Below are 14,148 nucleotides of genomic sequence, written 5' to 3'. Positions count from 1 at the left end.
CCGGCAAGCCGGCGATGGGGCCCGCCAGGCCTATCGCTTACTCCAGCGCCGCAGCCGGCCCGAAGAACTCATAGCGGCTCTGCCCTTCCGGCACACCCAGGCCCTTGAGCTGACGCTTGATCGCCGCCATGAAGCCCTTGGGTCCGAGGAAGTAGGCGTCGATATCACGCTCACGCGGCAGCCATTCGGCCAGCAGGTCCTGGTCCAGCAGGCCCACTGCGTCGGCAGCCTGGCTGCCATCTTCTTCGGCGTAGCAGTAGAAGCGCTTGAGTTGCGGGTGGCGCGCCGCCAGGCCATCGATCCAGTCGCGGAAGGCATGCACCGCGCCGTTGCGCGCGCAATGGATAAAGTGCACCGGGCGTTCGGTCTCGAGGGCCGCCTCAAGCATGGCCAGGGTCGGGGTGATGCCCACACCGCCGCTGATCAGCACCAGCGGCTTGTCGCTGGAGACCAGGGTGAAATCACCGGAAGGCGGGAACAGTTGCAGGGTATCGCCGACCATCAAGCCATCATGCAGGTAGTTGGAGACCTTGCCGCCCGCCTCGCGCTTGACGCTGATGCGGTACTGCTCACCGTCGCACAGGGCCGACAGCGAATAGTTGCGACGCTGCTCCTGGCCATCGATTTCCAGCTTCAGGCCGATGTACTGGCCCGGCTCGGCCTTGAGCACCGGCTTGCCATCGACCGGAGCGAAGTAGAACGAGACGATCTCGCGGCTTTCCTGCTCGCGGCGCACCAGGCGGAATTCGCGGGTGCCGCGCCAGCCGCCGGCGGCCTCTTCCTTCTGCTTGTACAGGTTCTCCTCGGCGCCGATGAGGATGTCGGCAAGCTGGCCGTAGGCCGCCGCCCAGGCGGCGATCACCTCGGCGGTGGCGATCTCCTTGCCCAGCACTTCCTCGATGGCGCGCAGCAGGCAGCTGCCGACGATCGGGTAGTGTTCAGGGAGAATCTGCAGGGCGACGTGCTTGTTGATGATCTGGCCTACCAGACCGCCCAGCTGCTCGAGCTGGTCGATATGCCGGGCGTACATCAGCACGCCGTTGGCCAAGGCACGCGGCTGGTCGCCGCTGGCCTGGTGGGCCTGGTTGAACAGCGGGCGTACCTCGGGGTACTCGCTGAGCATCATCTTGTAGAAGTGGGTGGTCAGGGCCTCGCCACCACTTTCCAGCAGGGGCACGGTGGCTTTGATGATTGCACGTTGTTCGGCATTGAGCATTACGACAACTCCTGAGCCTGTGGCTTCGAATGGTTGCGTAGACCATTTCAGCAATCGTGCCAACTTTGATCGTCAGTAAAACCGGGGGTTTTCATTGATCGATGTCAAAAGGACACACTCAGGCGTATAGTCATTCCGACCAACAGGAGTCCATATGACTGCAAAGCCCCTACTCACCGCCCTCCTCCCCTTGGTGAGCGACTTGTCCCGCGACCTCCCCGACCAGGAACGCTACCGCCGGCTGCTGCAGGCCATGCGCGGTCTGCTGCCGTGCGATGCCGCGGCGCTGCTGCGCCTGGATGGCGAGTGGCTGGTGCCGCTGGCGGTGGATGGCTTGTCGGCGGACACTCTGGGCCGACGCTTCCGGGTCAGCGAGCACCCGCGCTTCCAGGCCCTGCTCAGCCGCTCCGAGCCCACCCGCTTCCCTAGCGACAGCCCGCTGCCCGACCCTTACGACGGCCTGGTCGACGCCGCCCATGTGGATCTCGAGGTGCACGACTGCATGGGTTGCCCGCTGATGGTCGACGAACGCCCGTGGGGTCTGCTGACCCTCGACGCGCTCACCGCCGGCCAGTTCCAGAGCCTCGAACTCGACGCCCTGCAGGCCTTCGCCAGCCTGGCCGCCGCCACGGTGACCGTGGCCGAGCGCATCGAGCACCTGGCCCTGCGCGCCGAGGATGAACACCAGCGCGCCGAGGTGTATCGCCAGGCCAGCGGCCAGGACCGCGAACTGATCGGCCAGAGCAAGGCGCACAAGCGCCTGGTCGAGGAGATCCGACTGGTCGGTGGCAGCGACCTGACCGTGCTGATCACCGGCGAGACCGGCGTCGGCAAGGAACTGGTGGCCCAGGCCCTGCACCATGCCAGCCAGCGTGCCGGCAAGCCGATGGTCAGCCTCAACTGCGCCGCCCTGCCCGACACCTTGGTGGAGAGCGAATTGTTCGGCCATGTGCGCGGCGCCTTTACCGGCGCCCATGGTGAACGCCGCGGCAAGTTCGAGCTGGCCAACGGCGGCACGCTGTTCCTCGACGAGGTCGGCGAGCTGCCGCTGGCAGTGCAGGCCAAGTTGCTGCGGGTGTTGCAGAGCGGGCAGTTGCAACGCCTGGGTTCGGACCGCGACCATCTGGTCGATGTACGCCTGATCGCCGCGACCAACCGCGACCTGGCCGAAGAGGTGCGCAATGGCAACTTCCGCGCCGACTTCTACCACCGGCTGAGCGTCTACCCGCTACAAGTTCCGCCCCTGCGCGAGCGAGGCCGCGACGTGCTGTTGCTGGCGGGCTTTTTCCTCGAACAGAACCGCGCGCGCCTGGGGCTGGGGAGCCTGCGGCTGTCCACCGACGCCCAGACCGCCCTGCTGGCGTACGGCTGGCCGGGCAACGTCCGCGAACTGGAGCACCTGATCGGTCGCTCGGCGCTCAAGGCATTGGGGCAGCACGGACGGCGGCCGAAGATCCTCACCCTGGAAGCGGCCGACCTCGATCTGCGCAACGTGGCGCCGAGCATGCTGGCAGAAACCGAGGCACCGTCGGCTGACGCGCCGCTGCCCGAGGGGGGGCTGCGCGAGGCGGTGGATGATTATCAACGGCAGATCGTCGAAGCGTGCCTGGATCGTCACCAGGACAACTGGGCAGCCGCAGCCCGGGAGCTGGGGCTGGATCGGGCCAACCTGAGCCGGTTGGCCAAGCGCTTGGGGCTGCGCTGATGGGGCGGCGAAGCAGCCTCATACAGAGCGAATAGCAAACTAAGCTAAAGCCTGGCGCCAGAAAGCCGATAACCCGGCATCCTCCCCCTCATTCATAGCGAAGGTTGTCCATGGCCACGCAAAAAGCCCGCGCGGACTCGCTGTCCCTGCTGCTGTTCACCCTGCGCAGCGGCAAGCTGATGGCTATCAACCTGCTCAAGGTCAGCGAGATCATCCCCTGCCCGCCGCTGACCAAGCTGCCGGAGTCCCACCCGCACGTCAAAGGCGTCGCCACCCTGCGCGGCAACTCGCTGTCGGTGATCGACCTCTCCCGCGCCATCGGCGAAATGCCCCTGGCCGACCCCGACGGCGGCTGCCTGATCGTCACCGAGATCAGCCGCTCGCGTCAGGGCCTGCACGTGCAAGCGGTGAGCCGCATCGTCCATTGCCTTAGCACCGACATCAAACCGCCGCCCTACGGCTCGGGCAATCGCTCGTTCATTACCGGCGTCACCCGGGTGGACAACACCCTGGTGCAGGTGCTGGATATCGAGAAGGTCATCCACGGCATCGCCCCGCCACCCCACGAACCCCACCCGAGGGAAGTCAGCGAAGAAGATGCAAGCCTGCTGGCCGCTGCCAACATCCTGGTAGTGGACGACAGCCAGGTCGCGTTGCAGCAGTCGGTGCACACCCTGCGCAACCTTGGCATCGATTGCCACACCGCGCGCAGCGCCAAGGATGCGATCAATGTGCTGCTGGAGCTGCAAGGCACCGACAGGGAGATCAACATCATCGTCTCGGACATCGAGATGTCCGAGATGGACGGTTTCGCCTTCACCCGCACCCTGCGCGAAACCCCGGACTTCCAGCACTTGTACATCCTGCTGCACACCTCGCTGGACAGCGCGATGAGCGGTGACAAGGCCAAGCTGGCCGGGGCCAATGCCATTCTCACCAAGTTCTCCTCGCCGGAGCTGACCAACTGCCTGGTGACGGCGGCGCGAGCGGTGGTGTTCGAGGAGCGCTGAAAGCCAGAAAGTGAAGAGCCATGCGAGTGTCCTGTCTCGGAAATACGTTCTCTTTTGGCGAGTGGCTTGGGTGTTCGGGCAAGGCGCCGCGACGAGTCATAGCAGGGCTATGGCGAGGAGTGGCAACGCAGGCCGGGCGCCCAAGACGCCGCCAAAAGTGAACAGCTTATTTCCGAGACAGGACACTCGTGCATGGCTCTTGAAGATTCAGCGGCTATTCGTCGACTGAGGGCGGGTCTGCGAAGCTTCCCTGAAAACGACTGGCTCTCGGTTCGGTGCCTTCACAGCCTCTCGCTTCCAGGCCGGCCATTGCTGGACCTTTTCGCGGCACTCATCGAGATAGCGAAGAAATTCCTCTTTACTTCCGCTCATCGGAATCACCCTATAAGTACGTTGACAAAGTGTGCCCAGCCATATACTCGCGATCGATGTATGAGCAAGGCTGCATCTGGGTTCGCAATTTAGCATTTGCTTCACTCCAGTCAACCGCCTGCCCATCCTCGGTCTTACGTATGACAGCGTAGCCACTACCCAGATTCATGGAAAAAAGATCAAAGAAACTTCTTGGCCCAACACCGATGAAGGCGTCAAAAAATACCCCTTTACGCGAACGCTCCAGAGAAATCGAGTCCGAATGAAATTTCTGCGCTTTACTCTTTGGATAGGGCTCGACATACACCACACGATCAACACCTGCGGCGATGATGTGCTTCGCGCAGTTATGGCAAGGGTAGGTGGTGCAATACAACGTGCTATCGACCGCACTTACCCCCATCCGGGAAGATGACAACAGCGCTTCCATTTCAGCATGGACAACCCGGCCATACTCGGTGATATCTTTTATTCCACTATTTTTTATCAAGGGCGTCACTTCATCCCGACAATGCTCGGGGAGTGAACGAATGATGTTTTCTATTATTTCCTTTTTTTGCATGGCATTTGAATCCTCGCCTCGCTTGTAGTCCCTTCCATCCTCCTCATCCAAAATTTCATGTGCATCGTTCCTGGTTGGCCAGTACAGGCCGCCGCCTGCCTTGGGTACGTCGTTAGCCCCTGTTGCGATGATGCAGTCGTGCTTGGTCAGTACAGCACCGACCTGCCGTGACAGGTCAGCGGACCTAAGGGAGGCAGAAAAGGCCATGAACATCGCATACTCATCGAAAGTGGGTGTGACGTAGGGTTTCCCGAACAGCAGATCCAGAATCCGCCAAACCTGATTCTTAAGGGCATCAATATTTCCGTCATAGCTGACAAAGAAGTCAGACAAATGATAGGTATCACGGGTGTGCTGCCCGTAGGTCTCCTTTTCGTTTTCATCCCGTGAAATCAGATCCGCCGCCTGCTCCTTGGTCAATCGTAAGTCATCGAGAAGGTAGCGACTTCTGCGCTCATGGTCCGCATGCACGCCGATCAGGAAGAAGCCCCCGGCATAAATCTTACGTAACCGCTGCACCTCAAACGGTGTTTTAAGAGAGTTGATCAGATAGGCATTTCGACCAGGCTCCGCCTGACTTTCCTGGGATCTCAGTTGGCTGATGGCGACAGCAGCACCCAACGCCAATATCGAATTGTCCCCCGACGCCTCCCTTAACCGATTACCTTCACGCATGTACCTGTCGATACGCTCAACACGATCCTGGGTATCCGGAACGTTCCCGATCTTTGCAATAACCTCAGTGGATATACGAATGCAGTGTGAGGTATAGCGAAACGCCTTGAGCCGCTCTTCGATAATCTGGCACACCACTTTCAGGTCAGTTCCCAGCGCCCCGACAAGTCCCAGAACCAACTCGGAATCCGCATAGGAATCATCCAGGAAGGACATATTCATAATTTCAGGAGCGTGCGCAAGGTTCTCCATGAGCGGTCGGGCATCGGAAAGGGGCTCACCCGCCTGTGACAGCACGCCTCTTACCAACTGTTCCAGTTCCCGGGACGACTCCGGCTTCCCCTGAAAACTCAGTTCACCCGTGCCCGGATACCAAGACATCACACCGCCGCTATGGGTACGAAACTCATACTGGTTCGGGTTGAGTTCTTTCCATGTTCCAACCTGCGCCAATATTTCCAGGCGCTCCTTCAACTGCGCAAATGATCCCTCGAAACGCATTCCATGACCTCACCGTTGCCCGTTGGCTTTCGAATCCATACAGGTATAGCCACGAATCATCGTCTTTCCAGGACGAGCAATGCTTGCTAATAAAGTTCCAGCCTTCCGCTAAAACGTAAGAAAATTCGCAATTTGCGTTGCGCCAATGGAAAGGCATAATTCCCTCTCTTGTTGAGGTCATGCCCCATGCTCCATTTGATACTGCTTAGCCTTTCGTTACTAACCGTTTCCGCCCACGCCTCGACGCCCCAGGCCTGGAGCGACCAACGCCAGCACATGCTCAAGGCCTGCCTGGCCGCCAGCCAGTTCAAGGATGCCCACGCCCTGGGCAAACCCGCCGAGTTTGACGACCAGGTCGGTTACAGCGCGCTGCTGATCGAGGGCACCTATCCCCAGAAGCACATGCAGAACCGCACCGGTACCGAGCTGTGCCTCTACGACCGCCAACGCCAGCAAGCCTTCACCACGGAATGGGAAGCCGGCAAGCGATGAACGACAGTATTCGCTTCGCCTGCACCGGCTGCGGCAAATGCTGCACGGGCCATCATGTGCCGCTGACGCTTGCCGAGGCCCAGCAGTGGGCTGTTTCCGGCGGCCAGGTGGTGGTGTTGATCGAAGGTTTTCTCGCCGATGGCCCTGGCATGCCGACGGACCAGCGCGAGCATGTGCTGCGCCGTTCGCACCCGGTGCCATGCGGTGACGCGCAGTTGCAGGTCTCGGTGACCTTCGCCGCGTTCAATCCGGGGCGCTGCCGCAATCTCGATGACAACGACCTGTGCGGCATCTATGAAAGCCGCCCGCTGGTCTGTCGCATCTACCCGGCGGAGATCAACCCGCACCTGCCGCTGCGCCCGGAAAACAAGGACTGCCCGCCCGAAGCCTGGACGCAAGGGCCGGAACTGATTCACGGCAACCTGCCGGTGGATGAGGCGCTGCGTGCCCTGATTGAGGCCTCACGCCAGGCCGACCGCGATGACATCGCGGCCAAGGTGGCGATCTGTCAGGCGCTGGGGATGACCACCAGTGCGCTGAAGGGCAATGGGTTTACCGCATGGTTGCCGGACATGGCGGCGTTTGCCTCGGTGCTGGAGCAGGCGCCACAGGCGGTCGATGGACCGTGGGTGGTGCATGTGCAGGACGAGACACTTGCGGCCGATCTGCAGGGTCATCGCCTACAGGTGACGGGCGAAGCGCCGGTCTACTATGCGTTCATCGGTTTCTAGATAGATCCAATCGCGGGGCAAGCCCGCTCCCACACCCTGCCCCTTCCAAACATGGTTGCCAACAGTGTGGGAGCGAGCTTGCCCCGCGATGGGCCGGCCCTGACATCTCAGGCAATCACTGACAGCGCCGCCAGAACTCATCCGCCAGTCGCCGCAGGTCCTTGGCCAGGTCCGCCACGTCACTGGCGCTGCTGTGGCTGCGCTGCCCGACGCTGACCGTCGCCTCGCTGGCCTGGCGGATGCTGGTGATGTTGCGGTTGATGTTCTCGCTGACCTGGCTCTGCTGCTCCACCGCCGCGGCGATCTGCAGGCTCATCTCGTTGATCTGGTTGACCCGCACGCTGATGCTGTCCAGCGCATCGCTGGCCAGTTGCGCCTGCTCGACGCTGTGCCCGGCATGGGCGCTGCTCTGCTGCATCACCTGCACCGCCGCGCGGGCGCCGTCCTGCAGGGCGCCGATCATGCGCTGGATATCGTGGGTCGACTGCGCGGTGCGCTGGGCCAGGCCACGCACCTCATCGGCGACTACCGCGAACCCCCGCCCCTGGTCGCCCGCACGCGCAGCCTCGATGGCGGCGTTGAGCGCCAGCAGGTTGGTCTGCTCGGCGATGCCACGGATCACGTCGAGCACTCCGGAAATCTCGCTGCTGTGGTTCTCCAGTTGCTGGATCACCTCGCTGGCCTCCACCAGCGAGCCGGCCAGGTCCTGGATCGCGCAGCGGTTGCGATCGACCAGCTGGTGGCCTGACTGGGTCTCGTCCTCGGCCTGGTCGGCCGCCATCGCCGCCATCTGCGCGCTGCTGGCCACCTGGGCGACACTGGCGCTCATCTGGTGGATCGCCGTGGCCACCTGGTCGGCTTCGCTCTGCTGCTCGAGGCTGTTGGCATGGCTGCTGTGCAAGGCCTCGACCAGCGAGCCCGAGTGCCCGGCCAGGCGCGAGGAGGTGTCGCCGATGCGCCCGACCACTGCCCCCAGCTGCGCCTTGAGCATGCGCATGGCGAACTCGATCTGCCCCAGGCCGTCACGCCGGCCGGTGTACAGGTGCTGGCTGAGCGGGTTGTCGGCGATCGCCTGGGCCTGCCGACGCAGCCGCTCGTAAGGGCGCAGCAGCACCAGGATCGCCAGGCTGCTCAAGCCCGCCGCCGCCACCATCTCCACCAGCGATTCCAGCAGCGGCACCCCCAGCCACCATTGACCCGCACCGATCACCAGCGCCAGCACCACACCAACCGCCAGCGACAAGCGCGTGCCCAACTGCAGCACCGGCAAGCGCTCACGCCAGCCACGCCGGCCTTCACGCAACCTTGCATAGCACTGCTCGGCCGCCGCGACCTGCTCGACGCCAGGCTTGGTCCGCACCGACTGGTACTCCAGCACCTGCCCGCCGCTGCTGATCGGCGAGACGAAAGCGCTTACCCAGTAGTGGTCGCCGTTCTTGCAACGGTTCTTCACCAGCCCCATCCACGAACGCCCCGCCTTGAGCGCCCGCCACATCTGCGCGAAGGCCTGGGGCGGCATGTCGGGATGGCGGACGATGTGGTGAGGATTGCCCAGCAACTCCTCGCGCGGGAACCCGCTGACCCGCAGGAAATCTTCATTGGCATAGGTGATACGGCTGTCCAGGTCGGTGGTGGACAGGATGTTGGCGTCGCCGGGGTAATCCACTTCGCGACCGGTAACAGGCATATTGCACTTCATCGGAGGCACTCGTTGTTGTACGGGAAATCGGCAGGGCGTACGACTCTAGGGACAAACGCCGGCGTAACATTGATCCATGGCAGGGTATTGGCACTTGGCCATCAACCCACCGAAACTGACAGCCGTGACAGCCTGGCGTCACGCTGCCGACCCGGTCGGCGCGCTATAACCCTGCAATAGCCCAATCCATTTCCCAGCCCCTTGGCCAAGGTGCCCGCCCCGATGCGACGTCCGTCCCGCTCCCTCGTACTCGCCGCCCTGGCCCTTGTCCTGCTGGTCGCCATCGGCGTCTGGCAGGGATTGCGCCGCGAAGCCCCGGTCAACCGCGCCGCCAGCGCGATACCGGTACGCGTGGTCGCCGTGGCCCAGCAGGACGTGCCGCGCTACCTGAGCGCCATCGGCTCGGTGCTGTCGCTGCACAGCGTGGAGGTGCGCCCGCAGGTCGAGGGCGTGCTGACCCAGGTGCTGGTCAAGGAAGGCCAGTGGGTCAAGCAGGGCGACCTGCTGGCCACCCTCGATGACCGGGCGATCCGCGCCAACCTCGACCAGGCCCGCGCCCAGCTCGGCCAGACCCAGGCGCAGTTGCAGGTGGGCAACGTCAACCTCAAGCGCTACCAGTTGCTCAGCAGCGACGACGGCGTGTCCAAGCAGACCCTCGACCAGCAGCAGGCGCTGGTGAACCAGTTGCAGGCGACGATCAAGGGCAACCAGGCGGCCATCGACAATGCCGCGGTGCAGCTCAGCTACACGCAGATCCGCTCGCCGGTGAGCGGCCGCGTCGGCATTCGCAACGTTGACCCTGGCAACCTGGTACGCACCAGTGACACCCAGAGCCTGTTCAGCGTCACCCAGATCGACCCGATCGCCGTGGAGTTCGCCCTGCCCCAACAGCAGCTGCCAGTCCTGCAGGGCCTGCTCAACTCGGCCACGCCCGCCGAAGTGGAGACCTACCTGGACGCCGACGGCGAACGCAGCCTGCTCGCCAAGGGGCACTTGATGCTGATCGACAATCAGGTCTCGGCCACCACCGGCACGGTGCGGGTCAAGGCCGAGTTCGACAACAAGGACGGCCGCCTGTGGCCGGGCCAGCTGGTTACCGTGCGCCTGCGCACGGCGGTGGACGAGGACGCCCTGGTGGTACCGCCACCGGTGGTGCAGCGCAGCATCGACGGCCACTTCGTCTACCGCCTGGACGGCGACAAGGTCAGCGCCGTACCGGTCAAGGTGGTGTATCAGGACAGCACGCTGAACGTCATTGCCGGGGTCAAGGCCGGCGATCGCCTGGTGCTGGACGGTCAGTCGCGGCTCAAGCCCGGCAGCACCGTGGAAGTCACCCCCGACACCCCTGCTCCGGCGCAAATGGCCGAAAGCAGGAGCCAGCCATGAACACCCGCAACGGCGTCTCGGCCTGGTGCATCGACCACCCCATCGCCACCCTGCTGCTGACCTTTGCCCTGGTGCTGCTCGGTGCCATCGCCTTCCCGCGCCTACCGGTGGCGCCGCTGCCCGAGGCCGACTTCCCGACCATCCAGGTTACCGCCCAGTTGCCCGGTGCCAGCCCGGAAACCATGGCCTCGTCGGTCGCCACGCCCCTGGAGGTGCAGTTCAGCGCCATCCCCGGCATGACCCAGATGACCAGCAGCAGCGCCCTGGGCTCGACCAACCTGATCCTGCAGTTCACCCTCGACAAGAACATCGACACCGCCGCCCAGGAAGTCCAGGCGGCGATCAACACCGCCACCGCGCGCCTGCCCCAGGACCTGCCCAGCCCGCCCACCTGGCGCAAGGTCAACCCGGCCGACAGCCCGGTGCTGATCCTCACCGTCAGCTCGGCGCAGATGCCCGGCAACCAACTGAGCGACTATGCCGAGACCTTGCTGGCCCGCCAGCTCAGCCAGATCGACGGCGTCGGCCTGATCAACATCACCGGGCAACTGCGCCCGGCCATCCGCGTGCAGGCCCAGCCCGAGAAGCTCGCCGCCATCGGCCTGACCCTGGCCGACATCCGCCAGGCCATCCAGCAGACCAGCCTCAACCTGGCCAAGGGCGCGCTGTACGGCGAGCACAGCGTGTCGACCCTCGCCGCCAACGACCAGCTGTTCCACCCCGAGGACTACGCGAAGCTGATCGTCAGCTACCGCAATGGCGCCCCGGTGCACCTGGCCGACGTCGCCAAGGTGATCGACGGCGCCGAGAACGCCTACGTCAGGGCCTGGTCCGGCGAACAGCCGGGGTTGAACCTGGTTATCTTCCGCCAGCCCGGGGCGAACATCGTCGACACCGTGGACCGGGTGATGGCTGCCCTGCCCCGCCTGCAGGAAATGCTGCCGGCGGCGGTCGAGGTGTCGGTGCTGCAGGACCGCACGCAGACCATCCGCGCCTCGCTGCACGAAGTCGAGCTGACCCTGCTGATCGCCGTGGCCCTGGTGATCGGGGTGATGGCGCTGTTCCTGCGCCAGTGGTCGGCAACCTTCATCGTTTCCAGCGTGCTCGGCGTGTCGCTGATCGCCAGTTGCGCATTGATGTACGTGTTCGGCTTCAGCCTCAACAACCTCACCCTGGTGGCCATCGTCATCGCCGTGGGCTTCGTGGTGGACGATGCCATCGTCGTGGTGGAGAACATCCACCGCCACCTGGAGGCCGGCGACGACAGCCGCACGGCCGCGCTCAAGGGCGCCGGCGAGATCGGCTTCACCGTGGTGTCGATCAGCTTCTCGCTGATCGCCGCGTTCATTCCGCTGCTGTTCATGGGCGGCGTGGTCGGCCGGCTGTTCAAGGAATTCGCCCTGACCGCCACCGCGACCATCCTGATTTCAGTGGTGGTCTCGCTGACCCTGGCACCGACCCTCGCCGCGCTGTGCATGCGCCGCCCGCCCGAGACGCAGCATGACGGTTTCGGCCAGCGCCTGGTGCGCTGGTACGAGAAGGGCCTGGACCGGGCCCTGGCGCACCAGCGCGTCACCCTCGGCGTGTTCGGCCTGACCCTGGCACTGGCGGTGGTCGGCTATGTGGCCATCCCCAAGGGCTTCTTCCCGTTGCAGGACACCGGTTTCATCCTCGGCACCAGCGAGGCGGCGGCCGATGTGTCCTACCCCGCGATGATCGAGAAGCACAAGGCCCTGGCGAAGATCATCGAAGCCGACCCGGCGGTGCGCGCCTTCTCCCATTCGGTCGGTGTCACCGGCAGCAACCAGACCATCGCCAACGGGCGCTTCTGGATCTCCCTCAAGCCTCGTGGCGAACGCGACGTGTCGGCCAGCGAATGGATCGACCGCATGCGCGCGAAACTGGCGCAGGTTCCCGGCATCGTCCTGTACCTGCGCGCAGGGCAAGATATCAACCTCAGTTCCGGGCCGTCGCGCACCCAGTACCAGTACGTGCTCAAGAGCAACGACGGCGTTGCGCTGAACCTGTGGACCCAGCGCCTGACCGAACGCCTGCGCGAGAATCCGGCGTTCCGCGACCTGTCCAACGACCTGCAACTGGGCGCCAGCGTCACCCGCATCGACATCGACCGCCAGGCCGCCGCGCGCTTCGGCCTGACCACCACCGACGTCGACCAGGCGCTGTACGATGCCTTCGGCCAGCGGCAGATCAGCGAGTTCCAGACCGAGACCAACCAGTACAAGGTGATCCTCGAACTGGACGCCCGCCAGCGCGGCAAGGCCGAGAGCCTCAACTACTTCTACCTGCGCTCGCCGCTGTCGGGCGAGATGGTGCCGCTGTCGGCCCTGGCCCATGTCGCGCCGCCCAGCACCGGGCCGCTGTCGATCAGCCACGACGGCCTGTTCCCGGCGGCCAACCTGTCGTTCAACCTGGCCCCTGGCGTGGCCCTGGGCGATGCGGTGCAGATCCTCGAACGCACCCAGCGCGAACTGGGCATGCCCGACTCCATCGCCGGCAACTTCCAGGGCGCCGCCCAGGCGTTCCAGAGTTCACTGTCGAGCCAGCCCTACCTGATCCTCGCCGCGCTGGTGGCGGTGTACATCATCCTCGGCGTGCTCTACGAGAGCTTCGTGCACCCGCTGACCATCATCTCCACCCTGCCCTCGGCGGGCCTGGGCGCGCTGATCCTGCTCTGGGCCATGGGCCAGGACTTCACCATCATGGGCCTGATCGGCGTGGTGCTGCTGATCGGCATCGTCAAGAAGAACGGCATCCTGCTCATCGACTTCGCCCTCGAAGCCCAGCGCAACCACGGCATGACGCCCGAGCAGGCGATCCACCAGGCGTGCCTGGTGCGCTTCCGCCCGATCATCATGACCACCCTGGCCGCATTGCTCGGCGCGCTGCCGCTGATGTTCGGCTTCGGCGCCGGCGCCGAGCTGCGCCAGCCACTGGGCATCGCCGTGGTCGGCGGCCTGCTGGTGAGCCAGGCCCTGACGCTGTTCACCACCCCGGTCATATACTTGGCCCTGGAGCGTCTGTTCCACCGCCGCCAGGCCACCGTCGCCCCCGCGCCGACCGCCAGTTGAGACAAGACCATGCGTGTGCTGATCATCGAAGACGAAGAAAAAACCGCCGACTACCTGCATCGCGGCCTCACCGAGCAGGGCTTCACCGTCGACCTGGCGCGTGACGGCATCGACGGCCTGCACCTGGCCCTCGAAGGCGACTACGCGGTGATCGTGCTCGACGTGATGCTGCCTGGCCTGGATGGTTACGGCGTGCTGCGCGCGCTGCGGGCGCGCAAGCAGACGCCGGTGATCATGCTCACCGCCCGCGAGCGTGTCGAGGACCGCATCCACGGTCTGCGCGAAGGCGCCGACGACTACCTGGGCAAACCGTTCTCGTTCCTCGAACTGGTAGCCAGGCTGCAGGCCCTGACCCGGCGCAGCGCCATTCATGAACCGCTGCAGATCCAGGTGGCGGACCTGTGGATCGACCTGATGGCGCGCAAGGCCAGCCGGGCCGGCCAGCGCCTGGACCTGACCGCCAAGGAGTTCTCGCTGCTCAGCGTGCTGGCCCGGCGCCAGGGCGAGATCCTGTCCAAGACCGCCATCGCCGAGCTGGTCTGGGACATCAATTTCGACAGTGACGCCAATGTCGTCGAGGTAGCGATCAAGCGCCTGCGCGCCAAGCTCGACGGGCCGTTCGACAACAAGCTGCTGCATACCATTCGAGGCATGGGCTATGTCCTGGAACATCGTGGCTGAAGCCTGCAATACCCGCCCCCGTGAATCGG

The 14,148-nt window shown here is 64.3% G+C and carries 10 protein-coding genes; 7 read left to right on the top strand and 3 right to left on the bottom strand.

Going from position 1 to position 14,148, the window contains the following annotated elements; translation table 11 throughout:
- Positions 1-37: 37 nt before the first annotated feature.
- The gene (gene hmpA, locus ACODS9_RS22545; RefSeq protein WP_489094777.1) at positions 38-1,216 is read right to left on the bottom strand and encodes an NO-inducible flavohemoprotein; all 1,179 of its coding nucleotides are present in this window, start codon (positions 1,214-1,216) and stop codon (positions 38-40) included.
- Positions 1,217-1,370: 154 nt separating this feature from the next.
- Here hmpA and norR point away from each other — a divergent pair, with 154 nt between their 5' ends.
- Together norR and ACODS9_RS22535 are read left to right on the top strand one after the other, a co-directional pair.
- Positions 1,371-2,921, top strand: a complete 1,551-nt coding sequence (norR, locus tag ACODS9_RS22540; protein ID WP_489094776.1) for a nitric oxide reductase transcriptional regulator NorR — start codon at positions 1,371-1,373, stop codon at positions 2,919-2,921.
- A 110-nt stretch (positions 2,922-3,031) separates the two neighbouring features.
- Positions 3,032-3,931 (top strand): chemotaxis protein, encoded by a 900-nt coding sequence (locus ACODS9_RS22535; protein ID WP_489094775.1) that lies wholly within the window; start codon positions 3,032-3,034, stop codon positions 3,929-3,931.
- 382 nt (positions 3,932-4,313) lie between these two features.
- Here ACODS9_RS22535 and ACODS9_RS22530 read toward each other — a convergent pair whose 3' ends face one another.
- Positions 4,314-6,041, bottom strand: a complete 1,728-nt coding sequence (locus ACODS9_RS22530; RefSeq protein ID WP_489094774.1) for an anti-phage dCTP deaminase — start codon at positions 6,039-6,041, stop codon at positions 4,314-4,316.
- 186 nt (positions 6,042-6,227) lie between these two features.
- Here ACODS9_RS22530 and ACODS9_RS22525 point away from each other — a divergent pair, with 186 nt between their 5' ends.
- Together ACODS9_RS22525 and ACODS9_RS22520 are read left to right on the top strand one after the other, a co-directional pair.
- A complete protein-coding gene (locus tag ACODS9_RS22525; RefSeq protein WP_489094773.1) occupies positions 6,228-6,533 on the top strand; it encodes a hypothetical protein in 306 nt (101 codons plus the stop codon).
- A complete protein-coding gene (locus ACODS9_RS22520) occupies positions 6,530-7,264 on the top strand; it encodes a YkgJ family cysteine cluster protein (RefSeq protein ID WP_489094772.1) in 735 nt (244 codons plus the stop codon). Before ACODS9_RS22525 ends, ACODS9_RS22520 begins: the two co-directional genes overlap by 4 nt.
- 115 nt (positions 7,265-7,379) lie before the next feature.
- On the opposite strand, the gene ACODS9_RS22515 is transcribed toward ACODS9_RS22520, so the two are convergent.
- Complete coding sequence (locus ACODS9_RS22515) at positions 7,380-8,963, bottom strand: methyl-accepting chemotaxis protein (RefSeq protein ID WP_489094771.1); 1,584 nt, start codon at positions 8,961-8,963, stop codon at positions 7,380-7,382.
- Positions 8,964-9,185: 222 nt separating this feature from the next.
- Here ACODS9_RS22515 and ACODS9_RS22510 point away from each other — a divergent pair, with 222 nt between their 5' ends.
- From ACODS9_RS22510 to ACODS9_RS22500, 3 genes are read left to right on the top strand one after another with little or no spacing between them, the layout of a single operon-like run.
- Positions 9,186-10,349 carry an efflux RND transporter periplasmic adaptor subunit gene (locus ACODS9_RS22510; RefSeq protein WP_489094770.1) on the top strand — a complete coding sequence of 388 codons (1,164 nt, stop codon included), beginning with the start codon at positions 9,186-9,188 and terminating at the stop codon, positions 10,347-10,349.
- Complete coding sequence (locus ACODS9_RS22505; protein WP_046857062.1) at positions 10,346-13,438, top strand: multidrug efflux RND transporter permease subunit; 3,093 nt, start codon at positions 10,346-10,348, stop codon at positions 13,436-13,438. The genes ACODS9_RS22510 and ACODS9_RS22505 overlap by 4 nt, the downstream gene beginning before the upstream one ends.
- A gap of 9 nt (positions 13,439-13,447) precedes the next feature.
- On the top strand, positions 13,448-14,119 hold the full coding sequence (locus ACODS9_RS22500) for a heavy metal response regulator transcription factor (protein WP_046857063.1): 672 nt from the start codon (positions 13,448-13,450) through the stop codon (positions 14,117-14,119).
- Positions 14,120-14,148 lie beyond the last annotated feature (29 nt).

The sequence above is a fragment of the Pseudomonas sp. FG36 genome (assembly GCF_057809275.1).
This window is presented reverse-complemented; position numbering and strand designations above follow the sequence as displayed.